This window comes from Actinomycetospora atypica, from assembly GCF_042653685.1.
Classification (GTDB): Bacteria; Actinomycetota; Actinomycetes; order Mycobacteriales; family Pseudonocardiaceae; genus Actinomycetospora; species Actinomycetospora atypica.
Window position 1 is genome coordinate 1 of the sequence record NZ_JBHSIV010000028.1, and the last position, 25,002, is coordinate 25,002.

Here is a 25,002-nt window from a genome sequence, read left to right on the forward strand (position 1 = left end):
GAGGCCGGGGTGAAGAACGACGCGACCCCCGCCGCGGTCACCCCGGCGGCCGCGGCGGCCCCGCCACGCGCGGCGCTGCGGCGGGGCAGGTCGGCGGCGCCCGTCCGGGTCTCCTGACGGGGGATGCCGGCCTCGGGACGGGCGGCACCGTTCGCGGGGGCCCCGCCGAGCGGGGTGGAGCCCGGGGAGCGGACCGGGAGGCCGGTGCCGCCGAGGGCGCGGGTGGAGGGGGCGGCGCCGGGGCGGTTCGGCGCGCCGGAGAGCACCGCGGCCGCGGGGATGCGCACCGAGGCGACCACGCCGCCGTCGTCGCGCGACCGCAGCGAGACGCCGATGGAGTGCCGGATCGCGAGGCGGCCGACCACGAACAGGCCCATGCGGCGCGAGGCGGACACGTCGACCGTGGGCGGGGTGGCGAGCCGGTGGTTGGAGTCGGCGAGGTCCTCGTCGGTCATGCCCACGCCGCGGTCGGCGATCTCGAGGATCACCGAGCCGTCGTGCTCCGAGCGGGCGAGCACGTCGACGCGCGTCTCGGGGGCGGAGAAGGTCGTGGCGTTCTCGAGGAGCTCCGCGACGAGGTGCACGACGTCGGCCGCCGTGCGCCCGAGCAGCTGCACCGACGGCGGCGGGGAGAGCTCCACCCGCTGGTACTGCTCCACCTCGGACGCCGCGGCGCGCAGGACGTCGACGAGGGGCTCGGGCCGGGTGCCCCGCCGCGCGACGTCGGTGCCGGAGAGCACGAGGAGGTTCTCCGAGTTGCGGCGCATGCGCGTCGCGAGGTGGTCGAGCTGGAACAGGTCGGCCAGCGCGTCGGGGTCCTCCTCCTTGTTCTCCAGCTGCTCGATGAGCCGGAGCTGGCGCTCGACGAGGGTCTGGGAGCGGCGGGAGAGGTTGACGAAGATGCTGTTGAAGGCCGACCGGAGGCCCGCCTGCTCGGCCGCGAGGCGCACCGCCTGCTCGTGCACCTGGTCGAACGCGCGGGCGACCTGCCCGATCTCCTCGCGGGTCTCGATCGGGGTGCGGGCGACCTCGGTGGAGGGCTCCTGGCCCTCCCGCAGGCTGCGGACGGCGTCGGGCAGGCGGCGCTCGGCCACGTCGAGGGCCGTGCGCCGCAGGAGGCGCAGCGGCCGCAGCAGGGAGCGGGTGACGAAGAAGACCACCGCGGCGCCCGCCATCAGGGCGAGCAGCAGCACGACGGAGGCGATGCCGGCGGCGTTGCGGGCGTCGTTCTGCAGCTCGCCGGCGTTGCCCTGCAGGCGGTCGCGCAGCTGCCGGGAGACGTCGCCGACCCGTTGCTGCACGGCGTCGGAGGCGGTGTCCCAGTCCTGGGCGGAGACCTGCAGGGGCAGGCCCGCGCTCCCGCGGCCGAGCACCACCTGGGCCAGCCGATCGCGCTGGTCGACGTCGGGGCCGACGACCCCGTCGGCGAGCGCGGCGTTGTCAGTGCCGACGGCACTGCGGAACTCGTCGACGGCGATGGTGCGGCGCAGCGTGGCGTTGCGCGCCTGGTCGATCGACGGGGCGTCGATCCGGCCGCCGGCGATGGCCGCCGCGACCACGGCCTGGACGTACGCGTCCTGCTCGCGCACCACCGAGAGCGCGTAGAGCCCGGTCGACAGCCCGGCGATGGACGGGTCGGCCGCCTCGCGGGTGAGGGACTCGTCGAAGGTCAGCACCGAGGCGGTGGCGTCGGTGTAGCGCGAGATCGCCCCGGCGGGGTCGATCGCGCCGCCCCGGACGTCGTCGCGCACCCGGTCGAGACCCTCGACGGCGTTGAAGGCCCCCCGGTAGGCCGTGCGGGTCTGGGCGTCGACCGAGTCGGCCGACTCGTAGGCGCTGCGCAGCTGGTTGACCTGGTCGACCGTCCGGTCGACCGCCTGCTGCACCGGGGCGAAGCCGCCCGCGCGGTTGGTGGCGAGGAAGACCGCGGCCGCGCGCCGCTCGACGTCGAGGGTGGAGAGCAGCGAGGCGTTGCGGTTCTCGAGGGCGACCGCCTGCTGCACCCCGTCGTACGAGCTGGCCTTGTCGGTCTGCTCGACGATGCGGAGCACGCCGAGCGTGATGACGAACAGCGTCGGCACCAGCAGCACCGCGGCGAGCTTGACCGGCAGACTCCAGTTGCGGAGCGCGAGCCGCTCACCGAGCGAGGGACGACCCTCCGCGCCGGAGTCGGGGGCAGCGCCGCCGCGGGAGTCGCCTCGCGCGTCGGTCCGTCGGACGGGAGCGGTCACGCGCTGGTCCTTCCCTGTGCACCGGTCGGTCGATCGCCTGCCGGAGACCCACGTCCTCGAACGGACGCCTGCCGCACCCTGCGTAGTTGTTCATGAGCTACACTGCCGTCGCCTCGACCGCGGGATTGTCCTGAGAGTGACGAGGTCACCTCGGATGTCGTAGAGACGTGTGCGCTACGTACACGTCGGGCGGTCGGTCGCATGAGCGGTGGGTCCGTCACCTCGTTCGGTCGGGCCTCCGGGCCGGTTCGGCACCCGGGACGCCCGACGCCGGGCAGGGAGCAGCAGAGCAGCCGGACGTGGACACACGGTCGGTGTGCCGCGCCGGCCCCGTCGGGTGGTAGTCGCTCCTCGGAGCAGTGGTCGGTGGTCGAGGAGTGTATCCCGCCCCACCGACGAGATCATCTCTGCGTCGGCGGCCGCCCCCGATCGGACCCCTACCTCACGCGACGTGGCAGGAGCCGACGGCGCGCCGGAGCCCGTCGGCGGGGCGAGGATGATGGAGGGGACCCGGTCCGCCGCCGGGCACCCCGAGACACCCCTGGAGGCCGGACGTCGTGAGCACACCCGGGACCGGACCGCTGATCGTCCAGTCCGACAAGACGCTGCTGCTCGAGGTCGACCACGCCGACGCGCAGGCGGCCCGCACCGCCATCGCGCCGTTCGCCGAGCTCGAGCGCGCGCCGGAGCACGTGCACACCTACCGCGTCACCCCGCTCGCGCTGTGGAACGCCCGCGCCGCCGGGCACGACGCCGAGCAGGTCGTCGACGCCCTCGTGAAGTACTCGCGCTTCGCCGTCCCACAGAACCTGCTCATGGACGTCGTCGAGACCATGGGCCGCTACGGGCGGCTGCAGCTGACGAACTCCCCGGTCCACGGCCTCGTCATGGTGTCGTTCGACCGCGCCGTGCTCACCGAGGTGCTGCGCAACAAGAAGATCGCCCCGATGATCGGCGAGAAGATCGACGAGGACACCGTCGCGGTGCACCCGTCGCAGCGCGGTCACCTCAAGCAGATGCTGCTCAAGGTCGGCTGGCCGGCCGAGGACCTCGCGGGCTACGTCGACGGCGAGGCCCACCCCATCGAGCTCGACCAGGCCGACTGGGAGCTGCGCGACTACCAGGCCGACGCCGTCGAGGGCTTCTGGGCGGGCGGCTCCGGGGTGGTCGTGCTGCCCTGCGGCGCGGGGAAGACGCTGGTCGGTGCGGCCGCCATGGCGCGGGCGAAGGCGACCACGCTGATCCTCGTCACGAACACCGTGGCCGGCCGGCAGTGGAAGCGCGAGCTGATCGCCCGGACGTCGCTGACCGAGGAGGAGATCGGCGAGTACTCCGGGGAGCGCAAGGAGATCCGCCCGGTCACCATCGCCACGTACCAGGTGATGACGCGCAAGACCAAGGGCGAGTACCGGGCGCTGGAGCTCTTCGACTCCCGCGACTGGGGCCTGATCATCTACGACGAGGTGCACCTGCTCCCCGCGCCCGTCTTCCGCATGACGAGCGACCTGCAGTCGCGCCGCCGCCTCGGCCTCACCGCGACGCTGGTGCGCGAGGACAACCGCGAGGGCGACGTCTTCTCCCTCATCGGCCCGAAGCGCTACGACGCGCCGTGGAAGGACATCGAGGCCCAGGGCTGGGTGGCCCCGGCCGACTGCGTCGAGGTCCGCGTGACGATGACCGAGAACGAGCGGATCGTCTACGCCACCTCGGAGGCCGACGAGCGCTACCGCATGTGCGCGTGCGCCCGCACGAAGATCCCGGTAGTGCGCTCCATCCTCGAGAAGCACGAGGGCGAGCCGGCGCTGGTGATCGGCGCCTACATCGACCAGCTCGAGGAGATCGGGGTGGCGCTCGACTGCCCGGTGATCCAGGGCTCGACGACGAACAAGGAGCGGGAGCGGCTCTTCGACCTCTTCCGCCGCGGCGAGCTGCCGCGCCTCGTCGTCTCGAAGGTCGCGAACTTCTCGATCGACCTGCCCGAGGCCTCGGTCGCGGTACAGGTGTCGGGGACGTTCGGGTCGCGGCAGGAGGAGGCCCAGCGGCTCGGCCGGCTGCTGCGCCCCAAGGGCGACGGGCGGCAGGCGCACTTCTACTCGGTGGTCTCGCGCGACTCGGTCGACGCCGAGTACGCCGCCCACCGCCAGCGCTTCCTCGCCGAGCAGGGCTACGCCTACCGGATCGTCGACGCCGACGACATCCTCGGGCCGCCGGTGCCCGAGGTCGACTAGCGCCCGTACCAGGGCACCTCGCGCCGGGCGCCGGGGATGGGGGTCGTCACCGAGGCGGGCCCCACCCCGAAGCCCCGCGGGTCGTCGACGTCCACGATCCGGCGCCCGAGCGGCGTCAGCGAGACCGGGATCAGCTTGAGGTTGGCCCACGCGAACGGGATGCCGACGATCGTCACGGCCAGGGCGACCGCGGTCAGCGCGTGCCCGATCGCGAGCCACCAGCCGGCCACGACGACCCAGACGACGTTGCCCAGCGTGGAGCCCACCCCGTGGTCGGGGCGGCGCTCGAGGCGCTGACCGAACGGCCAGAGCGTGAACAGGGCGATGCGGAACGAGGCGATCCCCCACGGGATGGTCACGATCAGCAGGCAGCAGACGACCCCGGCGATGACGTAGCCGATCGCCATCCACACCCCCGCCAGGACGAGCCAGACGAGGTTCAGCAGGATCCGCAGACCTTCCATGGGTCCAGGATGCCGGGTCCGGGCCGGGAGCGGCCCGGGCGTGCGGGAACTATTTCCCGTTCCCGACGACCGCCCGGGGCCGGAGCGAGCGGCCCGCTCGCGCGCGTAGGAGCAGCGGGAGTGCCGTCCGCTCCGGCCGGGAGGGGGCCTAGTCGAGCACGCGCCCCTTCGTCTCGGGCAGCGTCAGGATGATCAGGAACGCCACGACGGCCGCGCCGGCGACGTACCAGAAGAACAACTGCGGGCGGCCCGCCCCGGACAGCGCGGCGATCAGCAGCGGCGCGGTCCCGCCGAAGACGGCGACCGTGAGGTTGTACCAGGCGCCGATCCCGAGGGCGCGCAGCTCGGTCGGGAAGATCTCGCTCATGATCGCGGGGGCGATCGAGGAGAACACCGCGTAGAGCCCGAGGCCGACCGAGAACACGACGATCAGGTTGATCACCGGTGGGTTCTCGGTGATGAGCAGGCTCAGGGGCACGATGAGCACGGCGAACGCGGCCGACCACACCAGCATCTGGGGCTTGCGGCCGAACCGGTCGGCGCACGCGCCCATCGGGTACTGGAGCGCGATGAACACGACCGTCCCGATCGACAGCGCGAGGAACACGTCGCTGCCCGCGGCCCCGCGGAACTGCACCGCGAACGGCGTCAGGGCGCTGAAGAACGTGTAGTAGCAGAGGGTCGAGAGCAGCGTGAAACCGAAGAGCTGGAGCACCGAGCGCGGGTAGTGGGTCAGCGTCCGCAGCAGCGGGTTCTTCGTGGCCTTCGCCTTGGCCACGTTCTCCTCGAACTGGTCGGTCTCGGTCAGCGTCCGGCGCAGCCAGAGGCCGACGATGCCGAGAACTCCACCGACCGCGAAGGCGATGCGCCAGCCGTAGGACTCGAGCTGGGGTCGGTCGAGCTGCGTCGTCAGCAGCAGCCCGAGCAGCGAGGCGGCCAGCAGCGCCGTGCCGGTGGAGATGTAGAAGAAGCTCGAGTACCGGCCGCGGCGGGCCGGCGGGGCGATCTCGGCGAGGTAGGCGCTCGCGTTCGAGACCTCTCCCCCGAGCGAGAGCCCCTGGGCGATGCGGGCGAGCAGCAGGAGGATCGGCGCCAGCCACCCCACCAGGGCGTAGGTGGGCAGGACGGCGATCAGGAGCGACCCGCCGGCCATGAGCATGATCGTGACGAGCATGGCGAACTTGCGGCCCCGCAGGTCGGCGAGGCGACCGAGGATCACGCCGCCGAGCGGGCGGAAGAAGAACGCGAGCGCGTAGGTCGACGTGGTGCCGATCAGGGCCAGCGTCGGGTTCGACTTGTCGAAGAACTGCGAGGAGAAGTAGACCGCGAACGTCGCGTAGATCGTCCAGTCGAACCACTCGACGGCGTTGCCGATGCTGGCCGCCACGAGCGTTCGGACCGGAAGCTTGTGACGTTCGGTGGACGACGAGTCCGCCACCTGGCTCATGAGCGCTCCCCTACCGTCGGCTGCCGCGCACGCACCGTAGGTGATGAGACCGACTTTGGGAACGAATCGGGTCAGAGGTCGAGCACGGCCGCCACGAGGTCGGCCTGCCGGTCCCGGCCGCTGGTGCGCTCCCGGGAACCGGCGAGGGCGTCGAGCGGCAGCACGGTCATGCCGTACCGGAGCCGGACCATCGCCCGGACGGCCGCGCCGAGCGCGGCGGGATCGACGGGGTGGCCCTCCTCCGCGAGGCCCTCCCCGTACGCGGCGACGGCCTGCGGCAGCACGGCCACCGCCTCCGCGGCCGGCGCGCGCCCCGCCTCGGCCCGCCCGAAGACCAGCGGGACGACGTCCCACCCGGCCGGGGCGCAGGTGGCGGAGGCCCAGTCGATCAGCACGAAGGAGCCCGGGTCGGCCGCGGGTCGCAGCAGGTTGTCCGGGGTCGGGTCGCCGTGGGAGGGCAGCGCGGGCACGCCGGCGAGCGGGGCGACCCCGGGACCGTCGTCGGACGCCACGTCGGCCATGAGGGCCCGGACCGGTCCCTCGAGCCCGCGGGCCACCGCGGCCTCGAACTCCGGGTGGTCCCAGGCCTCCGGGGCGCCCAGCAGCGGCATCGCCCACGTCCGCACCGCGTCGTCGAGGAAGGACCGCACGAAGGTGGGGCCGGCCCACGGCACCGGGTCGTGCGCGCGCCGGGCGGCGAGGCGCCCGAGCAGGCCGGCGGCCCGCACCACGTCCCCGGCGGTCCACGGCGCGCCGTGCACCGCGACCTCCTCCTGCCAGAGCGCCACCTCCTCGTCCCGGACCGACAGCGCCACGAGCGCCGGGAGGCCCAGCCCGGGCGGGAACCGGTCGGGCCGCAGCCCGGTGACGACGTCGGCCTCGAGCCGCCACGGGATGGTGCGGTCCAGGTGCGCCCGGGCCTCGTCGGGCATCTGCGGGGGCAGGCCGTAGCGGGCCGGTCGGAGCACCTTGACGACCAGCCGGACCGGGGTGCACCCGCCGTCGGCCGACCGGGCCACGAGCGACACCCGGGACAGACCCGCGGTGGTCGGTGCCGTCGCCACGTGGGCCACCGGTTCGACCACCCCGACCTCGAGGCTCTCGACGGGAACCCCCAACAGCCGGGCCACCCCCGGCTCGAGGTCGGCGGTCCGGGTCCCTCCGGGCAAGGTCGGTGGCATGGTCGCGCTCCCGGTAAGGTCAAGTTGCTTGTCGAATAGCGGGAGTGTGCCAGGGAGGCGAACCATCGTCAACGAACTTGTCGAACCGCCGCTGCCGGGACTCCTCGAGCAGCTGCTCCGGGACCTGCGGCACACGATCCTCGCGGTGTCCGACGAGCACGCGCCGGGCCTCGGGGCGCGTCACCACCGCCTGCTCGCCGCCCTGCCGGTCGCCGGCACCCGGGTCGCGCGGCTCGCCGAGGTGAGCGGGCTGACCAAGCAGGCCCTGGCCCAGACCCTGCAGCCCCTGCTCGACGGCGGCTACGTCGAGGTGATGCCGGACCCGGACGACCGTCGGGCGCGGCTCGTCCGGCGCACCGCCACCGGGCACCGGGTCGAGGCGGCCCTGCGCGCCGCCCTCGGGCGCCGGGAGGAGGAACTGGCCGAGCGGGTCGGCGCCGACCGGTGGGCCGTGGCCGCCTCGGTGCTGCGCGAGCTCTGGCGGGACACCGTCGAGGACCGGTCGCCCTCGTCCTGAGCCCCGCGACACGGTCCGGCCCGCACACGACGAAGGCCCGCACCCCCGCCGGAGCGGGAGTGCGGGCCTCGTCGAGGTGGGAAGGCGCGGACTAGAAGTCCATGCCGCCCATGCCGCCCGTGGGGTCGGCGCCGGCACCGGCGCCACCCTTCTCGGGCTTGTCGGCCACGACGGCCTCGGTGGTGAGGAACAGCGCGGCGATCGACGCGGCGTTCTGCAGCGCCGAGCGGGTGACCTTGGCCGGGTCGATGATGCCGGCCTTGATCAGGTCCTTGTACTCGCCGGTGGCGGCGTCGAGGCCCTCACCGAGCGCGAGACCGCGGACCTTCTCCGCGACGACGCCGGGCTCGAGGCCGGCGTTGTGCGCGATCTGCTTCAGCGGCGCCTCGAGCGCGGTGCGCACGATGTTGGCGCCGGTGGCCTCGTCCCCGTCCAGCCCGAGGCCGGAGAAGACGTCGCCGGCCGAGGCCTGCAGCAGGGCGACGCCGCCGCCGGCGACGATGCCCTCCTCGACCGCGGCCTTGGCGTTGCGCACCGCGTCCTCGATGCGGTGCTTGCGCTCCTTGAGCTCGACCTCGGTCGCGGCACCGGCGCGGATGACCGCGACGCCGCCGGCGAGCTTGGCGAGACGCTCCTGGAGCTTCTCGCGGTCGTAGTCGGAGTCCGAGCGGTCGATCTCCGAGCGGATCTGGGTCACGCGACCCGCGATCTGCTCGGCGTCGCCGGCACCGTCCACGATCGTCGTCTCGTCCTTGGAGACCGTGACCTTGCGGGCGCGGCCCAGGAGGGTGAGGTCGGCGGTCTCGAGCTTGAGGCCGACCTCCTCCGAGATGACCTCGCCGCCGGTGAGGATCGCCATGTCGGCGAGCATCGCCTTGCGGCGGTCACCGAAGCCGGGGGCCTTGACGGCGACCGACTTGAAGGTGCCACGGATCTTGTTGACGACCAGGGTGGCCAGGGCCTCGCCCTCGACGTCCTCCGAGATGATCGCCAGCGGCTTGCCGGACTGCATGACCTTCTCCAGCAGCGGGAGCAGGTCCTTCACCGAGGAGATCTTGGAGGACATGAGCAGGACGTAGGGGTCGTCCAGCTCCGCCTCCATCCGGTCCTGGTCGGTGACGAAGTAGGGCGAGATGTAGCCCTTGTCGAAGCGCATGCCCTCGGTGAGCTCGAGCTCGAGCCCGAAGGTCTGCGACTCCTCGACCGTGATGACGCCTTCCTTGCCGACCTTGTCCATCGCCTCGGCGATGAGCTCGCCGATCTGCGGGTCGGCGGCCGAGATCGAGGCGGTGGCAGCGATCTGCTCCTTGGTCTCGACCTCCTTGGCGGACTTCAGGAGCGACTGCGAGACGGCCTCGACGGCCTTCTCGATGCCCTTCTTCAGCGCCATGGGGTTGGCGCCGGCGGCGACGTTGCGAAGCCCCTCGCGGACGAGGGCCTGGGCGAGGACGGTCGCGGTGGTGGTTCCGTCACCGGCGACGTCGTCGGTCTTCTTCGCGACCTCCTTGACGAGCTCGGCCCCGATCTTCTCCCAGGGGTCCTCGAGCTCGATCTCCTTCGCGATGGAGACACCGTCGTTGGTGATCGTGGGGGCGCCCCACTTCTTCTCCAGCACGACGTTGCGGCCACGCGGGCCGAGCGTCACCTTGACGGCGTCCGCGAGGGTGTTCATCCCACGCTCGAGGCCGCGACGGGCCTCTTCGTCGAACGCGATCATCTTGGCCATACGGGTGGTCCTCCGATGTGGACACGTGTGCGCGGTCAGGCGGTGCCCGCGACGGACGACCGGCTCCATTGCGCCGGCCTCACCGACCCGACCTGGCACTCGACACTACCGAGTGCCAGCCCGATTCTGGCACTCGGGTGGGTCGAGTGCAAGCAGGGCCGGCCCGTCGCGCGCCCGCCGTTCAGCCCAGCACGAGCACCAGGAGGAGCACGAGCGCGGCGACGACCACGAGGGCCGTGAGGGTCGCCGCCGGCACGGGCCCGAGGGGCGGGACGGCCGGACGGTCGCGCCCGAAGGCGCCCCGGTCGGCGGGGATCGACCGCTCCTGGGTCCGCAGCGGCCCCGGGACGGTGCGCGGCGGCACCGGCGGGCGCGCCGGGACGCCACCCGACGACGGCCGGACGGGCCCCGGCGGCCTCGTCGTGACGATGGCGGCCGGGACGGAGCGGTCCGGCAGCGGCCGGGCCGGGTGGTGCGTGAGGGCCGCGCGGGCGTCCGCCATGAGCTCGCGGGCCCCCGCGGGCCGGGGGGCGGGGTCGGTGGCCAGCGCGCGGCGCAGGAGCGCGTCGACGTCCGGGCCGAGGCCGCGGGGGTCGCCGGACACCGCGGGGACGTCCCCGGCGAGGTGGGCGGCGATGACCTCGGTGACCGACCCGCGGTAGGGCGCCCGGCCCGAGAGGCAGGTGTGGAGGACGCAGCCGAGGGAGTAGACGTCGGTGCGGGCGTCGACCGGCTCGCCGCGCAGGTGCTCGGGCGCGGCGTAGGTGGGCGAGCCGAGGAAGTCCCCGGAGCGGGTGCGGTGACCGGTGGCGCCGTGGTGGGTGAGCCCGAAGTCGGCGAGGTAGGCGTGCTCGACGCCGGTGGTGGTGCCCCCGACGAGGACGTTGGCGGGCTTCACGTCGAGGTGCACGAGCCCGTGGGCGTGCACGGCGTCGAGCGCGTCGGCGACCTGGTCGAGCAGGCGCAGCGTCCGCTCCGGGGCGAGGGGCCCGCCCCCGAGGAGCGCGGCGAGGTCGGGCCCCTCGACGAATCGCATCGCGATGTAGAGGCGCGGGCCGGCGTCGGCGAGCTCGGCGCTGTCGACGTCGTAGAGCGGCACCACGTGCGGGTGGTCGACGGCGGAGGTGTTGCGGGCCTCGTCGACGAAGCGGTCGCGGAACTCCTCGTCGGCCGCGAGCGCCGGGTCGATGACCTTGAGCGCCACCACGCGCCCCAGCCGGGTGTCGGTGGCGCGGTAGACGGTGCTCATCCCGCCGCGCCCGATCACGCCCTCGAGCCGGAAGCGGCCGAGCGAGGACCCGGTGAGGTCCTCGGTGGCGTGGGCCCGGGTCACGGCGCCGAGGGTAGGCCCCGGCCGACCGGCCGGGGGCCCGATCGGGCCGACCGCGCCCCGCGGGCGCCGCCGGGGCACGATGTCGGCCCGTGAGCAGCGGACACGGACACGACCACGGCGATCCGGGGGCCATGCGACCGGTGGCCGAGCACGCCGCCGTCGTCGCGGCCCTGCTCGGCCCCACCGGCACCGAGAGCGTGGCGCTGGCGGACGCCCGCGGCCGGGTCCTCGCCGCCGACCTCACCTCGCCGGTGGCGCTGCCGCCGTTCGCGAACTCGGCCATGGACGGCTATGCCGTGCGCGCCGCCGACCTCGTCGGGACCCCGGTCACGCTGCCCGTCGTCGAGGACGTCCCGGCCGGCCGCGTCGACGGGCCGCCGCTCGCGCCCGGCACCGTCCACCGGATCATGACCGGCGCGCCGCTGCCGGAGGGCGCCGACGCGGTCGTCCAGGTCGAGTGGACCGACGGCGGGCTGCCCGGCGCGACGGTGACGATCGAGCGGGCGGTCGGCAGCGGGCAGAGCGTGCGCACCGCCGGCGACGACGTCGTCGCGGGCCAGGTGGTGCTCACCGCCGGCACCGTGCTGGGCGCCGCGCAGATCGGCCTCGCCGCGGCGGTCGGCGCCCCGGAGCTCAGCGTGCACCGGCGCCCGCGCGTCCTCGTGCTCTCCACCGGCTCCGAGCTCGTCGCGCCGGGCGAGCCCCTGCGCCACGGCCAGATCCACGAGTCGAACGGGCCGATGCTCGCCGCCGCGGTCGACGACGCGGGCGGGGTGTCCCGGCTGCTGCGCTTCGTGCCCGACGACGTCGGCGAGTTCCTGACGACGCTGGACGCGGCCCTCGCCGAGCCGACGGACCTCGTCGTGACCTCCGGCGGGGTCAGCGCGGGCGCCTACGAGGTGGTCAAGGACGCCTTCTCCCGGCGCGGGATCGAGTTCACCAAGGTCGCGATGCAGCCGGGCATGCCGCAGGGCGCCGGGCGCTACCGGGCCGACGGCGCGACCGGGGACCCGGGCGCCGACGTCGCCGTGGTGACGCTGCCGGGCAACCCGGTGAGCTCCCTGGTCTCGTTCGAGGTGTTCGTCCGGCCCGCCCTGCGCCGCGCGGCCGGTCACCCCGAGCCCGACCGGCCGAGGGTGCGGGCCCGGGTGTCCGAGGACCTGCACTCGCCCGCCGGCCGCCGCCAGTTCCGGCGCGGCCGGCTCGACGCCGTGACCGGCACGGTCGCGCCCGTCGGCGGCGCCGGCTCGCACCTGCTCGCTGCGCTCGCGCAGGCCGACTGCCTGCTCGTGGTCCCGGCGGAGGTCACCGAGGTGGCCGCGGGCTCCGACGTCGAGGTGTGGTTGCTCGACACGCCCTGAGCCGCGCTAGCGCCTCTCCCGCCGACCCGAACGCCCCCGTCCGAGTGTCGTCGCTGGGCCGTCGGGGGGAATCGCATTTGGTGGCACGGGAAAGATCAGGCACCATGTGTGAGAACTCTCATGCGGGCTCGCCCGTCGAGTTCGACGCCGGGTAGCCCGATGGCGGATCGAGTGGGATCCGCGTCAGCCAACCGCTTGTCGCTGGGGAGCGGACGAGCGGTTCTCGGCCGGGGTCGCCGTCTCGGGGGATGGCGGCCCCGGCCCCTCCCGGGTCGTCCCGATAGATTCGGTTCCGCCCGTCGTCGACCAAGGGATGACCGTGCCCGATCGCTCCCCCGCCCCGGGTGACCCCTCCGCCACCGCGCGCGAGAAGCTCCCCGCCCCGCGCCGGAACCCGGTGCTGCACGCCGTCGACCTCGTGCGCGAGACGCTGCCGCCGCTGCACCGCGGGGGCGCCCCGGTGATCGGCGCCGTCGCCGCGGGCGGCCTCGCGGTCCGCGCCCTGCGGGGTCGCGGCACGTTCGGGGCCTTCCTGACGACGGCCGCGGTCGCCGCGTTCTTCCGGGCGCCGCACCGCACGACCCCGCGCCGCGCCGACATCGCGGTGGCCCCCGCCGACGGCACGGTGTCGGTGATCGGCGACGCCGAGGCCCCGCCGGAGCTCGTCGCGAAGGGCTTCCCGGCCGGGCCCCGCCCCCGGGTCAGCGTCTTCCTCTCGGTCTACGACGTGCACGTCCAGCGCATCCCGGCCGACGGCCAGGTCCTCGCCGTCGAGCACCGGCCCGGCACCTTCGTCTCCGCCGACCTCCCCGAGGCCAGCGAGGCCAACTCCCGCACCTCGCTGTGGCTGCGCGACACCGCGGGCCGCGACCTCGCCGTCGTCCAGATCGCGGGCCTGGTGGCGCGCCGGATCGTGTGCGACGCGAGAGCGGGCGACGAGGTCGCGGCGGGCGAGACCTACGGGCTCATCCGCTTCGGGTCGCGGGTCGACCTCCTGCTCCCGCCCGGGTCGGAGATCGGCGTGACGGTCGGCCAGCGGACCGTCGGCGCCGAGACCGTGCTCGCGCAGCTCGCGAGCGCGGCGACGGGGATGACGCCCTAGTGCCGGCCTCCACCGCCCCCGGCGTCCGGCTGCTGCCGAACGCCGTCACCGTCCTGGCGCTGTGCTCCGGGCTCTCGGGCGTGCAGTTCATGGTCGCGGGCAACACCGTCGCCGCGGTCGCCTGCGTCGCCCTCGCCGGGGTCTTCGACGCCCTCGACGGGCGTCTCGCCCGCCTGCTCGACGCCACGAGCCGGATCGGGGCGGAGCTCGACTCGCTCTCGGACTGCATCTCCTTCGGCGTCTCGCCGGCGCTGATCCTCTTCCTGTGGTCGCTGAACGACCTGCGCGTCGGCTGGGTCGTCGCCCTGGTGCTGGTGGTCTCCGCGGCCCTGCGCCTCGCCCGCTTCAACACCCTGTCCGACGACACCGAGGCCCCGCCCTTCGCGAGCGAGTTCTTCGTGGGGGTCCCCGCCCCCGCCGGCGCCCTCGTCGCGCTGACCCCGCTGGCGACCGAGCTGCTGCTCGGGCCGGGCTGGTGGTCGGCGCCGGCGGTCGTCGCGGTCTGGACGGTGCTCTCGGCGGTGCTGATGATCTCGCGCATCCCGACGGCGTCGCTCAAGAGCGTCCGGGTGCCGCCCGCGGCGGTGGCGCCCGCGCTCGTCCTGGTGGCGCTCGTGGCGGCCGCGATCGTGGCCTTCCCGTTCGCGCTCTACCCGGTCGCGATCCTGGCCTACCTCGCCCACATCCCCTACGCCGCGTACCGGTACCGCTGGCTCGGGCAGCACCCCGAGGTCTGGCACGTGCCGCCGCGCCAGCGCCGCGCCGTCCGGCGGGCCCACCGCCGCCTCGGGCTGGCTCCCCCGCGCCGCCCGCTCCCCCGTCGCGTCGCCGGCGCCGCGGCCCGGGCCGGCCGCCGCACGATCAACCGCGAGCGTCCCGGCGAGCGCGCGGGTGGGACCCCGCGCCTCGGGGTACGCCGCGCGAACCGTCGACGGGGAGGTGACCAGCCGTGAGCACACCGACCGGCAGCGCGCAGGTGACCCTCACCGCCCAGCTCTCCACCTCCGCCGTCGACGCCCGCCGCGGCGTGGTCCGGCTGCACGGCGAGGTCTTCGCCGCGCTCGGCCTCGCGGAGTGGGACGCGGTCCGGCTCGTCGGGACGCGGGCGACCGTCGCGCTGGCCGCGCCCGCGGTGGGGATGACCGCCCCGGGCACGGCGACGCTCGACGAGACCGCGATGGTCAACGCCGGCATCGTCGCGGGGACCGCCGTGGCCGTGGAGCCCGTGACCGTCACCGCGGCCCGGACGATCACCGTGGCCGGCTCCCGGCTCGCGTCGACCGCCGTGGCGCCCGAGACGCTGCGCCTGGCGCTCACCGGGAAGGTGCTCGCCCCCGGCGACACCGTCTCGCTGCTGCCCCAGGACCTGGCCCCGATCCCGGGCGCCGACGCCGCCGGCACCCGCACCCGCCTGTCCGCCGAGCTCGGCGGGACCTGGACCACCGAGCTCGTGACCGTGGTCGACGCCGAACCGGCGGGCTCCGCGGCCTTCGTCGTCTCCCCCAGCACCGTCGTCGAGTGGCAGGGCGGCCGCCGCACCGGGGCCGCCCGCGAGACCCCCGCGCCGTCCTTCGCGCCGTCCGGGTTCTTCGCCTCCGCCCCGCGGGCCACCGGTCCCGCCGCGCCCGGTCCGGGGCTCGCGGCCGCGTCGGCCGGGACCCCGGCGCCCGCTCCCGCCCCCGTCGTCGAGCCGGAACCGCTGCCCGAGGTCGCCGTGAACGACCTCGTCGGGCACCAGGACGCGGCCCGGCGGCTGCGGGAGTGGCTCGACCTGGTCTTCCGCCGCCCGGAGCTGCTGACCCGGCTCGGGGCGGCCGCCCGGCTCGGGGTGCTCGTGACCGGGCCCGAGGGCGTCGGACGGACGACCCTCGTGCGGTCGGTGGCCGCCGAGGCCGACGTGCGCGTCGTCGTGCTGGACGCCCCCGGAGCGGCCGCACTCGAGGCCGGGGCGGCCGCGGAGCGGGTGCGCACGGCGTGCGGCCGGGCCCGCTCGGGCGACGGGCCGACGGTGCTGCTGGTCCCCGACGTCGAGACGCTCCTGCCGTCCACCGACCCGCCGCCGCTGGCGACGGTGGTGCTCGACGAGCTGCGCGCCGCGGTCGTCGCGGGCGTGGCGCTGGTGACGACGGCGCAGGGCGGCGAGGCCGTCGACCCGCGGCTGCGCGCGCCCGACCTGGTCGACCGCGAGCTCGGCCTGCCCGCCCCGGGCGACCGGGAGCGCGGCGAGCTCCTGCGGGTGCTGCTGCGCGACGTCCCGCTCGCCGGCGACGTCGACCTCGGCGCCGTCGGGCTGCGGACCCCGGGATTCGTCGCGGCCGACCTCGTGGCCCTGCGACGGGAGGCGGCGGTCCGCGCGGCACTGCGCGGCGACTCGACGGAGGACGGGCTCCGGCTCGGCCAGGACGACCTGCTCGGCGCGGTGACGTCGGTGCGGCCGGTGTCGCTGTCGTCGTCGGGATCGCAGACGCTGCACGCGGGCGGGCTGACCCTCGACGACGTCGGCGACATGGTCGAGACCAAGCAGGCGCTCACCGAGACCGTGCTCTGGCCGCTGAGCTACCCCGACTCGTTCGCCCGCCTCGGCGTCGACCCGCCCCGCGGGGTGCTGCTCTACGGGCCGCCCGGCGGCGGCAAGACGTTCCTCATGCGGGCGCTGGCCGGCACGGGCCAGCTCAACGTGTTCGTCGTGAAGGGCGCGGAACTGCTCGACAAGTACGTCGGGGAGTCCGAGCGGGCGGTGCGCGAGCTCTTCCGGCGGGCCGCGGACGCCGCGCCCGCGCTGGTGTTCCTCGACGAGGTCGACGCGCTCGCGCCGCGCCGGGGCGGGTCGACCGACTCCGGGGTGGCCGACCGGGTGGTCGCGGCGCTGCTCACCGAGCTCGACGGGGCGACCCCGCTGCGCGACGTCGTCGTCCTCGGCGCCACCAACCGCCCCGAGCTGATCGACCCCGCGCTGCTGCGGCCCGGGCGTCTCGAGCGCCAGATCTACGTGCCGCCGCCCGACGCGGAGGCCCGGGCGGCGATCCTGCGCGCCACGTCCAAGGCGACGCCCCTGGCCGACGACGTCGACCTCGACGCCCTCGCCGAGGACCTCGACGGCTACTCCGCGGCCGACTGCGCGGCACTCGTCCGGGAGGCGGCGCTGACCGCGATGCGGGCCTCGCTCGACTCGACCGAGGTGACCGCGGCCCAGTTCGCCGCGGCCCGTGAGCGGGTGCGGCCCTCGCTCGACCCGCAGCAGCTCGCGGAGCTGCAGGCCTACGCGACGCGGGGGACGTGAGCGGGTCCCCGGGGCCGGGTGTCAGCGATGGCACCTCGCTGACACCGGACGTCAGGGATCCGCCACGCTCGACCCCGCACCCGGGCCGGACGACGAACGGGCCCCCGTCCGGCCCGGCGGTGGTCGCCGGTCCGGGCGGGGGCCCGTGGGTCGAGCGGTGGGTCAGGAGCCCTTCTGCGCGTTCTGGCCCCAGTTGTTCGTCGCGATGACGATGACACCGGGCGAGGCGCCCGCGATGCCGGGGAACCGGGGCTCGGCGCGGATGCCGAAGTTCGCCGCGAGCGCCTCGGCGGCACCCTGCTCCCCCGAGCCCGGCCGGTAGTAGACGGTGCTCGCCGGGATGACGCCCTGCGCGTAGTTGCCGGTCTCCACGACGTCGAAGCCGCGGGCCCGGATCTGGCCGGTGGCGGTGTCGGCGAGGCCGCGGATCGTCGAGTTGTTGTAGACCCGCACGGGCACCGTCGCGAACGAGGCGCCGCCGCCCGAGCCGCCGGCTCCCGACGAGCCCGCACCGCCGCCGGTGCCGCCGTTCGGGACGATGGGCGGGGCCACCGCGACCGGGGGGAGCGCTCCGGTGACGGGCGGTGCCGCGCCCCCGGGGATCGCGCCCGGGCCGCCCGACGCGCCCGGGCCGCCCGGGGCGCCGAACTGGCCGGGCGGGAGGTTGGGGTCGCCCGGCTGCCCGGGCTGACCCGGCTGGCCGGGCTGGGCCGCGTTGGGGTCGCCGGGCGGGGCTCCGCCGGGAGCGGCGGGGTCGGTGGGGGCGATCGCCGACGTCGGTGACGCCGCGGGAGCGCTGGAGCTGCCCTGACCGCCCAGGCTGATCAGGCCCACCACGGCGGCGATGGCCGCCACGCCGAGCAGCGCGACCCCCGCGATGCGCAAGCGAGAGGCGCCGGACGCCCCGGGACCTGTCATGACCGAGCTCCCCTTCCTGATCCGCGCGGCCCCCCGTCGGAGGGCGACATCGCGTTCAGGCGATCAGGAGACCACTACGAGGGCTCTACACCGAGGCGACGCGCCGCACGGGCGCGTTGACGTGTCTGACGCAGCCGGCGGAGGCGCTTCACGAGCATCGGGTCGGCCGCGTGGGCCTCCGGACGGTCCACGAGCGCGTTGAGGACCTGGTAGTACCGCGTGGCGGACATGTCGAAGAGCTCGCGGATCGCCTGCTCCTTGGCGCCCGCGTACTTCCACCACTGCCGCTCGAACGCGAGGATCTCCCGGTCGCGGCGGGTGAGACCGTCGTCCGGGGCCGAGGTGTGCCGTCCGACGCTCGACGGGAAGGCGTCGGTCGAAGCTGCAGGTGCGTCCATCACGCTCCTCGGAGGGGCTCGTCGCGACGGGGCCGCGACGTGCTCGCCGGCCCCGCTCCAGGGAATGACACGCGTGTCATTCCCGACGCTCTCCATTCAACCACGGCCCTCCGACAACGATCGCCCAACGCACGCCGTCACCCTTCGCGAACGGGTCACTAGGCTGGCCCGCCGTGACCGTCCGCCCGATCGTCATCCTCGGCGAACCCGTGCTGCACGCCCCCACGAAGCCGTTCGCCGACGACGAGTTCGGGGCCGACGAGCTGCACTCCCTGGTCGAGGACCTCTTCGAGACGATGGACGCGGCGCACGGCGTCGGGCTCGCGGCCAACCAGATCGGCGTCGGGCGGCGCGTGTTCGTCTTCGACTGTCCCGACCCGGAGCTCGAGGGCGAGCGGCGCCGCGGCGTCGTCGTGAACCCGGTCCTCGAGACGGGCCCGGTGCCCGAGACGATGCCCGACGAGGACGACGACGCCGAGGGGTGCCTCTCGGTGCCCGGCGAGTCGTTCCCCACCGGGCGCGCGGAGTGGGCGAGGGTGACCGGCCGCGACGTCGAGGGCGGGCCGGTGGAGGTCGAGGGCCGGGGGTTCTTCGCCCGCTGCCTGCAGCACGAGACCGACCACCTCGACGGGCTCCTCTACACCGACCGGCTCATCGGGCGGAACAAGCGCGCGGCGAAGCGGGCGGTGAAGGCCGAGGGCTGGGGCGTCGCGGGGCTGTCGTGGATGCCCGGGGTCGACCCGGACCCGTTCGGCCACTAGCCCCGGCCCCGTGCCAGCGATGGCACATCGCTGACGTCAGACGTCAGCGAGGTGCCATCGCTGACAGCCCCGGGTCCGCCCACCGCGAACACGTCCGACGACGGCGCTGCAACGGTGTAAGCACGGAGACGTGGACGAGCTCGACTCCTACTCCCGCACCGTGGTCTCCGTCGCCGAGACCGTCGGCCCCGCCGTGGCAGCCCTCGTCGTCGGCGACCCCGACCGGCCTCGCGGCAGCGGCTCCGCGGTCGTCGTACCCGATCCCGACGACCCGGCGGCCACCGTCCTGGTCACCAACGCGCACGTCGTCGCGGGCTCCCGCTCGGGCCGCGCCACCTTCGCCGACGGCACCCACGCCGACGTCCGCGTCCTCGGCGCCGACCCGCTCTCCGACCTCGCCGTGCTCGCCGTGCACCCCGACGCCCGCACCCCCACCCCGGTCGTCCTGGGCGACGCGGGCGCGCTGCGGGTCGGGCAGCTCGTCGTGGCGGTCGGCAACCCCTTCGGCCTCGCCGGCAGCGTGACCGCCGGCGTCGTCAGCGGCCTGGGGCGCAGCCTGCCGACGAAGGACGGCCGCGTCGTCGAGGACGTCGTCCAGACCGACGCCGCGCTCAACCCCGGGAACTCCGGCGGGGCGCTGGCCGACGCGCGCGGCCTCGTCGTCGGGATCAACACCGCGGTGGCCGGGGTCGGCCTCGGCCTCGCGGTCCCCGTCACGACGACCACCCGGGGCATCCTGGCGAGCCTGCGCCGCGACGGGCGGGTGCGGCGGGGCTACCTCGGCGTGGTCGGCGCGCCCGCCCCGCTGCCGGTCGACGTCGCGCTGCGGCTCGGGCGGCCGACGGGGCTGCGGGTGGCCGAGGTGATCAGCGGCAGCCCCGCCCAGCAGGCCGGACTCCGCTCCGGGGACGTCATCGTCGACGCCGACCGCGAGCCGGTCGCCCAGGCCCAGGACCTGCAGCGACGCCTGTTCGCCGAGGCGATCGGGCGCACCCTGCCGGTGACGGTGCTGCGCGGCGACGCGATGGTCGACGTCCTCGCGGTGCCGGCCGAGCTCACCGGCTGACCGGCTTGCCCGGCGGGCGGGGCGGTGGCACCGTCGGCGACGAATCGCGGGAGCTCGCGCCAGGAGCGGGCTGAGAGGGCGGCTGGGGTCGCCGACCGCACGAACCTGACCGGGTAATGCCGGCGTAGGGAGCCATGAGCACCGCAGCGCAGCACGCCACCAGCCCGCCCGTCGCGCTCGCGATCGCCGGGACCGACTCCGGCGGCGGCGCCGGGATGACCGCGGACGTCCGTGCGTTCGCGGCCTGCGGCGTCCACGGGTCCGTCGCCGTCACCGCCGTGACCGTGCAGGACTCCCTCGGGGTGAGCGACGTCCACCCGGTGCCGCCCGCGGTCGTCGCCGCCCAGATCCGCACGGTCGCGCGGGACATGGGCGTCGACGCCGCGAAGACCGGGATGCTCGCGTCGGCCGAGATCATCGCGGCGGTGGCGGAGGTGTGCGACGAGGTGGGGATCGGCTCGGGCGGGATCCCGTTCGTCGTCGACCCGGTCGCGGCGTCCATGAGCGGCTCCCCGCTGCTGGCCGGCGACGCGCTCGACGCCATCCGCAGCCTGCTCCTGCCCCGCGCCACGCTCGTGACCCCGAACCTCGACGAGATCGCGCTTCTGGTCGACGTGAAGGTGGTCGACGACGCCTCGGCCCGCGAGGCCGCGGCCGCGCTGCACGACCTGGGCGCCGCCGCCGTGCTCGTCAAGGGCGGGCACCTGGAGGCGACGACCGGCCGGGAGCAGGCGGAGTGCGTCGACCTGCTGTCGCTGGCGGGCGGCGAGGAGCACGAGTTCCGGTCGGTGCGCCTCGACCGCCCGCACACCCACGGCGGCGGCGACTCCCTGGCCTCGTCGATCACGGCGGGCCTGGCGCGCGGGATGTCGCTGGTCGACGCCGTCGCGCTGGGCAAGGAGTTCATCACCCGCGCCGTCGACCACTCCTACCCGCTGGGCGCGGGCCACGGGCCGGTGTCGACGTTGTGGGCGGCGGCGCTGTGAGCTCCACGTGACATCCTGCGGGCCATGAGCGAGACCCCGCCCCGCGCGCTGACGATCGGGGGCTCCGACTCCGGCGGCGCCGCGGGCATCGAGGCCGACCTGCGCGCGATGACGGCGTGCGGGGTGCACGGCTGCGTCGCTATGACCGCGGTGACGGTGCAGAACTCGCTCGGCGTCAGCGGGGTGCACCTGGTCCCGCCCGACGTCGTGGCGGCGCAGGTGCGCACGGTGGTCTCCGACATCGGGGTGGGCGCCGCGAAGACCGGGATGCTCGCGACCGCGGAGATCATCGAGGCGGTGGCCGGGGTGGTCGACGAGGTCGGGATCGGCCGCGACCCCGGGCTGGTCCCGTTCCTCCTCGACCCCGTCGCCGCCTCGATGTACGGCGAGCCGCTGCTCTCCGACGAGGCCATGGAGGCCATCCGCACCCTGCTGTTCCCCCGCGCCGCGCTGGCGACCCCCAACCTCGACGAGGTGCGGCTGCTCGTCGGGATCACCGTGACCGACCGCGACACCGCGCGGAAGGCCGCGGACGCGCTGCACGACCTCGGCGCCCGCTGGGTGCTCGTCAAGGGCGGGCACCTGCACGGGTCGCCCGAGGTCACCGACCTGCTCTCCGACGGCGAGCAGACCTGGGAGTTCGCCGGTCCCCGCATCGACACCCCGAACGTGCACGGCGCCGGCGACGCCCTCGCGAGCGCCACGTGCGCCGCCCTGGCCCGCGGGGCCGAGATGCCCGACGCGGTCGCCTACGCCGAGCGCTACATCCGCCGTGCCGTCGCCGCGTCCTACCCGCTGGGGGCCGGCACCGGCCCGGTGTCCCCGCTGTGGGCGATCGCCGACTGGGACGCTTCGTAGGATCGCCGACCGTGATCGGAGTCCGGCTGCTGGGCGCGGTCGCGGCCACCGTCGACGGCCGTCCGGCCGACCTGGGCGGCCTGCAGCGCCGGGCCGTCGTCGCGCGGCTCGCGGTGGCCGGCGGCGAGGTGGTGCCCACCGACCGCCTCGTCGACGACCTCTGGGCCGGCGAGCCCCCGCCCCGCGCCCTCGCCGGCCTGCAGGCCCACGTGAGCCACCTGCGCCGCGTCCTGGAGCCCGGCCGCGCGCCCCGCACGCCCGCGACGGTGCTCGTCAGCGCGGCCGGCGGCTACGCGCTGCGGGTCGGCGACGGGCTCGACGTCACGCGCGCCGAGGAGCTGCGCCGCCGGGCCCGCACCGAGGCCCCGACGATCGCCGCGGGCACGCTGCGGGAGGCGCTGGCGCTGTGGTCGGGCGCGCCGCTGGCGGAGTTCGCCGACGCCGCGTGGGCCGGCCCGGAGATCGAGCGGCTGGCCGAGCTGCGCCGCTCGCTCGTCGAGGCCCTGGCCGCGGTGGAGCCCGACGCGCGCGCCGTCGTCGACCTCCTCGGCCCGCTCGTCCGCGAGGAGCCGCTGCGCGAGGAGCCGGTGCGCCTGCTCGCCCTCGCGCTGTACCGGTCGGGCCGCCAGGCCGAGGCGCTCGCCGCGATCGCCGCGCTGCGGGGCCGCCTCGCCGACGACCTCGGGCTCGACCCCTCCCCCGCCCTCGCCGAGCTCGAGGGCCGCATCCTGCGCCACGACGTCAGCGATGGCACTCCGCTGACGTCCGGTGTCAGCGATGTGCCATCGCTGACACGCCCGGAGCCCCGTCCCGACGATGCCCCGGCGCTGGTCGGGCGCGACCGCGAGCGCGACCGGCTGCTCACCGTCGCCGACGCGGTCGCCGCCGGGCCGGGCCGGCTGGCGCTCGTGGTCGGCGAGGCCGGCGCGGGCAAGTCGGCGCTGGCCGACGTGCTGGTGGCCGACCTGGCGCGCCGCGGCTGGCGCACGGTGCGCGGCCACTGCCCGGAGGTCGACGGGGCGCCGCCGGCGTGGGCGTGGACCGAGATCGCGGAGGGGCTCCACGACGGTGGCGCCTCCCTGACCTCCGGTGTCAGCGACGTGCCATCGCTGACACGCGGGATAGAAGGCACCTTCCACGCCGGCCGCGCCCTGCTGGCCGCCGTCCGCGACGCCCGCCGCCCCCTGCTCGTCGTGCTCGACGACCTGCACCGCGGGGACGAGGAGACCTGGCGCCTGCTGCGGATCGTGGCGTCGGCGGCCGTGCCCGCGGTCCTCGTCGTCGGGACCTTCCGGCCCGGGGAGGTCACCGACGAGCTCGTCGCCACCGTCGCCGCGCTGGCCGCGGTCACGGCCGAGCGGGTCGAGCTGGGCGGGCTCGCCCCCGACGCGGTCGCCGCGCTCGTCGCCGCCGAGGACGTGGCGATCGACGACGACGCCGCCCGCGGGATCGCCGAGCGCACCGGCGGCAACCCGCTGTTCGTCCGCGAGGTCGCGCGGCTGGCGCGCACCGTCGGGCTCGAGGAGGCCCGGCGCACCGTGCCCGCCGGGGTCCGCGACGTGCTCTCCCACCGCGCCGCGCAGCTGCCCGCGGCGTCGCTGTCGGTGCTGCGCCGGGCGGCGGCGCTGGGCCGCGACGTCGACGTGTCGGTCCTCGTCGCGCTGGAGGACGACGAGGACCGCGTGCTCGCCGCCTGCGAGGCCGGGGTGGTGACCGGGCTGCTCGTCGAGTCGGGCCCCGACGCCGTCCGCTTCACCCACGACCTCGTCCGCGAGACCCTCTACGACGAGCTCCCCCGGCTGCGTCGTGCCCGCCTGCACGCCGAGGTCCTGCGGGTGCTCGAGGCGCTGCGCCCGCACGACCACGCCGCCCTCGCCCGCCACGCCCTCGCCGCCGGTCCGGTCGCCGGGCTCGACCGCGTCCTCGACCACGCCGAGCGGGCCGCGCACGAGGCCCGCCGCGACGGGGTGCCGCGGACCGCCGCCGACCTCCTCGCGGCCGCGGTCGGGCTCGCCACCGACCCGGCCCGTCGGGTGCGCCTGCGCTGCGCCCTCGCCTCCGCGTACTCCCACGCCGGCGCGGGCGCCCCCGCCGTCGCGGAACGGTCCACCGCGCTGGTCGAGCTCGCCCGCCTCCCCGACGACCGCGAGCTCGCCCTGCGCGCCGCCACCTGCGTCGACGGGCCGGTGACGTTCGCGCTCGCGGAGAACGGCGAGGTCGACCGGGCGCTCGTGGACCTCGTCGGGCGCCTGCTCGCGACCGACCTCCCGGCGCCCGACCGCGTGCGCCTGCTCGTCGCGCGGGCCTTCGCGTGGCACCCGCGCGAGCCGGAGCTCGCGATGGCCGACGCGGACGCCGCGGCGGACCTGCTGCCCGACGACGACGACCTGCGCTGCCTCGTCCTGAACGCCCGGTTCTGGTCGCTCCTGCGCCCCGACCGCTGGGACGGGCTCGACGACCTCGGCACCGCGATGCTCGCCGCGGCCGACCGGGCGCGGTCGCTCGGGCACCGCTCGGTCGGGCACCACGCCCGCTTCCTGCACGCCTGCCACCGCGAGGACTTCGCCGCCGCCCGCGCCCACGCCGCCACCGCGCTCGCCGAGGCCCCCGACGGGCAGCTCGCCGCCGTCCTGAGCTGGACGACGATCTTCCGCGGCATGGAGGCGACGATCGAGGGCCGGTACGACGAGGCCGAGGCGCTCTACGTCGGGTTCGGCGAGGCGATGGCCGCGCGGGGGCTCGCGAACGCCTCGGTGCTCACCTTCGTCGGGCTCGTCGCCGTCCGGCACGCCCGGGGCCGGCTCGGCGACCTCGTCGGGATGCTGGCCGCGGAGCACGCCGCCCGCGGGGAGGTCGTCGCCGAGCCGTACGCGGCCGCGCTGGTCGCCGCGGGCCGGCTCGACGAGGCCCGGCGGGTGTGGCGCCCGGACATCCCCGTGAGCCGCGACTGGTGGTGGGTGCTGTGGACGGTGCTGCGCGCCGAGACCGCCCTGGCGCTGGGCGAGCGCGCGGTCGCGGCGGGGTGCCGCCGCGACCTCGAGCCGTGGGCCGGGCACCTCGCCGGCGCGATGAGCGGCACCGCCACTCTCGGTCGCGTCGACGAGGTGCTCGCTGCGCTCGCCCGTGAGCAGTAATCCGTGCCGGA

At 75.6% G+C, this 25,002-nt stretch carries 19 protein-coding genes; 11 read left to right on the forward strand and 8 right to left on the reverse strand.

Annotated elements, in window-relative coordinates:
* Positions 1-2,231: sensor histidine kinase (locus tag ACFPBZ_RS21885; RefSeq protein WP_378038233.1), on the reverse strand; the 2,231-nt coding region annotated here is incomplete at its 3' end.
* Positions 2,232-2,788: 557 nt separating this feature from the next.
* Between ACFPBZ_RS21885 and ACFPBZ_RS21890 the strand changes: the two genes are divergently transcribed.
* Positions 2,789-4,459, forward strand: a complete 1,671-nt coding sequence (locus ACFPBZ_RS21890; protein WP_378038234.1) for a DNA repair helicase XPB — start codon at positions 2,789-2,791, stop codon at positions 4,457-4,459.
* On the opposite strand, the gene ACFPBZ_RS21895 is transcribed toward ACFPBZ_RS21890, so the two are convergent.
* From ACFPBZ_RS21895 to ACFPBZ_RS21905, 3 genes are all read right to left on the reverse strand, one after another.
* Positions 4,456-4,914 carry a YccF domain-containing protein gene (locus tag ACFPBZ_RS21895; protein ID WP_378038297.1) on the reverse strand — a complete coding sequence of 153 codons (459 nt, stop codon included), beginning with the start codon at positions 4,912-4,914 and terminating at the stop codon, positions 4,456-4,458. The two genes, ACFPBZ_RS21890 and ACFPBZ_RS21895, sit on opposite strands and share 4 nt — an antisense overlap.
* A gap of 157 nt (positions 4,915-5,071) precedes the next feature.
* On the reverse strand, positions 5,072-6,370 hold the full coding sequence (locus tag ACFPBZ_RS21900) for an MFS transporter (RefSeq protein WP_378038235.1): 1,299 nt from the start codon (positions 6,368-6,370) through the stop codon (positions 5,072-5,074).
* A 71-nt stretch (positions 6,371-6,441) separates the two neighbouring features.
* On the reverse strand, positions 6,442-7,551 hold the full coding sequence (locus tag ACFPBZ_RS21905; protein ID WP_378038236.1) for an aminoglycoside phosphotransferase/kinase family protein: 1,110 nt from the start codon (positions 7,549-7,551) through the stop codon (positions 6,442-6,444).
* 145 nt (positions 7,552-7,696) lie between these two features.
* Between ACFPBZ_RS21905 and ACFPBZ_RS21910 the strand changes: the two genes are divergently transcribed.
* Positions 7,697-8,068, forward strand: coding sequence for a MarR family winged helix-turn-helix transcriptional regulator (locus ACFPBZ_RS21910; RefSeq protein WP_378038237.1), 372 nt, complete (start codon positions 7,697-7,699; stop codon positions 8,066-8,068).
* 91 nt (positions 8,069-8,159) lie between these two features.
* Here the strand turns inward: ACFPBZ_RS21910 and groL are convergent, their stop codons facing one another.
* The gene (groL, locus tag ACFPBZ_RS21915; RefSeq protein WP_378038238.1) at positions 8,160-9,794 is read right to left on the reverse strand and encodes a chaperonin GroEL; all 1,635 of its coding nucleotides are present in this window, start codon (positions 9,792-9,794) and stop codon (positions 8,160-8,162) included.
* Between the two features lie 181 nt (positions 9,795-9,975).
* Positions 9,976-11,127, reverse strand: a complete 1,152-nt coding sequence (locus ACFPBZ_RS21920) for a serine/threonine-protein kinase (protein WP_378038239.1) — start codon at positions 11,125-11,127, stop codon at positions 9,976-9,978.
* A 131-nt stretch (positions 11,128-11,258) separates the two neighbouring features.
* On the opposite strand from ACFPBZ_RS21920, the gene moeA reads away from it, so the two are divergent.
* From moeA to ACFPBZ_RS21940, 4 genes are all read left to right on the forward strand, one after another.
* The gene (moeA, locus tag ACFPBZ_RS21925; protein WP_378038298.1) at positions 11,259-12,488 is read left to right on the forward strand and encodes a molybdopterin molybdotransferase MoeA; all 1,230 of its coding nucleotides are present in this window, start codon (positions 11,259-11,261) and stop codon (positions 12,486-12,488) included.
* A gap of 313 nt (positions 12,489-12,801) precedes the next feature.
* Positions 12,802-13,590 (forward strand): phosphatidylserine decarboxylase, encoded by a 789-nt coding sequence (locus ACFPBZ_RS21930; RefSeq protein WP_378038240.1) that lies wholly within the window; start codon positions 12,802-12,804, stop codon positions 13,588-13,590.
* Positions 13,590-14,543 (forward strand): CDP-alcohol phosphatidyltransferase family protein, encoded by a 954-nt coding sequence (locus ACFPBZ_RS21935; protein ID WP_378038241.1) that lies wholly within the window; start codon positions 13,590-13,592, stop codon positions 14,541-14,543. The genes ACFPBZ_RS21930 and ACFPBZ_RS21935 overlap by 1 nt, the downstream gene beginning before the upstream one ends.
* A complete protein-coding gene (locus ACFPBZ_RS21940; RefSeq protein ID WP_378038242.1) occupies positions 14,540-16,870 on the forward strand; it encodes an AAA family ATPase in 2,331 nt (776 codons plus the stop codon). Before ACFPBZ_RS21935 ends, ACFPBZ_RS21940 begins: the two co-directional genes overlap by 4 nt.
* Before the next feature lie 162 nt (positions 16,871-17,032).
* Here the strand turns inward: ACFPBZ_RS21940 and ACFPBZ_RS21945 are convergent, their stop codons facing one another.
* Together ACFPBZ_RS21945 and ACFPBZ_RS21950 are read right to left on the reverse strand one after the other, a co-directional pair.
* On the reverse strand, positions 17,033-17,788 hold the full coding sequence (locus ACFPBZ_RS21945; RefSeq protein ID WP_378038243.1) for a LytR C-terminal domain-containing protein: 756 nt from the start codon (positions 17,786-17,788) through the stop codon (positions 17,033-17,035).
* Positions 17,789-17,862: 74 nt separating this feature from the next.
* On the reverse strand, positions 17,863-18,186 hold the full coding sequence (locus ACFPBZ_RS21950) for a DUF3263 domain-containing protein (protein ID WP_378038244.1): 324 nt from the start codon (positions 18,184-18,186) through the stop codon (positions 17,863-17,865).
* A 173-nt stretch (positions 18,187-18,359) separates the two neighbouring features.
* Between ACFPBZ_RS21950 and ACFPBZ_RS21955 the strand changes: the two genes are divergently transcribed.
* The 5 genes from ACFPBZ_RS21955 to ACFPBZ_RS21975 all read left to right on the forward strand — a co-directional run bounded on the left by ACFPBZ_RS21955 (position 18,360) and on the right by ACFPBZ_RS21975 (position 24,991).
* Complete coding sequence (locus ACFPBZ_RS21955) at positions 18,360-18,947, forward strand: peptide deformylase (RefSeq protein WP_378038245.1); 588 nt, start codon at positions 18,360-18,362, stop codon at positions 18,945-18,947.
* A gap of 130 nt (positions 18,948-19,077) precedes the next feature.
* Complete coding sequence (locus tag ACFPBZ_RS21960) at positions 19,078-20,013, forward strand: S1C family serine protease (protein ID WP_378038246.1); 936 nt, start codon at positions 19,078-19,080, stop codon at positions 20,011-20,013.
* 134 nt (positions 20,014-20,147) lie between these two features.
* Complete coding sequence (thiD, locus tag ACFPBZ_RS21965; RefSeq protein ID WP_378038247.1) at positions 20,148-20,999, forward strand: bifunctional hydroxymethylpyrimidine kinase/phosphomethylpyrimidine kinase; 852 nt, start codon at positions 20,148-20,150, stop codon at positions 20,997-20,999.
* A gap of 24 nt (positions 21,000-21,023) precedes the next feature.
* Positions 21,024-21,857, forward strand: coding sequence for a bifunctional hydroxymethylpyrimidine kinase/phosphomethylpyrimidine kinase (gene thiD, locus ACFPBZ_RS21970; RefSeq protein WP_378038248.1), 834 nt, complete (start codon positions 21,024-21,026; stop codon positions 21,855-21,857).
* A gap of 11 nt (positions 21,858-21,868) precedes the next feature.
* On the forward strand, positions 21,869-24,991 hold the full coding sequence (locus tag ACFPBZ_RS21975) for a BTAD domain-containing putative transcriptional regulator (protein ID WP_378038249.1): 3,123 nt from the start codon (positions 21,869-21,871) through the stop codon (positions 24,989-24,991).
* The last annotated feature ends 11 nt before the right edge of the window (positions 24,992-25,002 follow it).